1 protein-coding gene is annotated in these 1,252 nt (G+C 53.4%); it reads left to right on the top strand.

What is annotated here, in order from left to right; all coding sequences use genetic code 11:
• Window positions 1-1,252 (top strand): calcium-binding protein (locus ACO6VE_RS24535; protein ID WP_422464127.1); only part of this gene is annotated, 1,252 nt, incomplete at both ends.

Raw genomic sequence — 1,252 nt, 5'->3', positions numbered from 1 at the left:
AGTAACGGCAGTGACCAGATCACCATTGAGAATTGGTTCCGGGAGCCTACCGAGCACTTCAAAATCAATAGTTTTGAGTTTGCCGATGGCACCATCTTATCCGATGCCGACCTTGAAGAGCAGGTAGTAACTTATGGAACTGACGGTAGCGATCAGACCATGATTGGCTACCGTGATCATCATGATGAAATCCATGCCGGTGCCGGAGACGATAAAGTCTGGGGACGTGCCGGTAATGATGTGATTCATGGCGATGCCGGTGATGATTACCTGGACGGTGAAAGCGGTGATGATCGTTTATTCGGTGGTGATGGTAATGACCAGCTTCGTGGAGAGGGCGGCAACGACACCTTGATAGGCGGCGCGGGTCGGGACACTTACGTCTGGGCTGTGGGTGATGGCGCGGATGTTATTGATAACCGTGGCGGACAAGGACTGTTGTTGCTTCAGGGTGGTGCAACCCCGGAGTCTTTGGACTTCAGCCGTGATGGGGATGACCTGCTGATTGCCATGAAAGATCAGACAGGTCAGTCCATCCGCATAAAGAACCACTTCCTTGGCGGTGACTGGGCACTGGATGGTGTACAGCCAGATGGTGGCTTTATGATCACCACCAACAAGATCAATCAGCTGGTTGCCGGGGGCAGTGATCCGGACTTTGCTTCAGTGGTGAAAGGCACTAACGACGGTGATCGTCTGGTTGGTAGTGCAAACAATGATAAGGTTCTGGGTGAAGGTGGTGATGACACCCTGTTCGGAATGTCCGGCAATGACCGGCTGGAAGGTAGTGATGGAAACGATCGCCTGATGGGTGGTAATGGTTCTGGTCAGGGGTCTGGTGATGATGTCCTTGCCGGCGGTGCTGGAAATGACGTTCTAAACGGCGAAGATGGCAACGACACCCTGAATGGTGGTGTCGGTGATGACCACTACTATTATCAGGCCGGAGACGGTGTAGATACCATTGATGCCACGGGTGGCGGTACCGACTGGGTGCTTTTCAATGGCGGTATCAGCCGTGACCGGATCAGCTTCCATAAGGATGGCAATGATCTGGTCATGCTTCTGGATAATGATCTGAAGCAACAGCTGCGGGTGAAAGATCACTTCCTTGGTGGTGAGAAAGCCATCAGCTATGTGCAACCTTCTGACGGTGGCTATGCTATCCCGGCCTCAAGCTTTGCGTCGTTACTGACGGCTCTCCCGGGCGGTGGTGATGGCAGCGGAGGTGAGACTGGCAACGGTAATGGTG

This window comes from Endozoicomonas sp. ALB115 (assembly GCF_049310245.1).
Classification (GTDB): domain Bacteria; phylum Pseudomonadota; class Gammaproteobacteria; order Pseudomonadales; family Endozoicomonadaceae; genus Endozoicomonas.
This window is presented reverse-complemented; position numbering and strand designations above follow the sequence as displayed.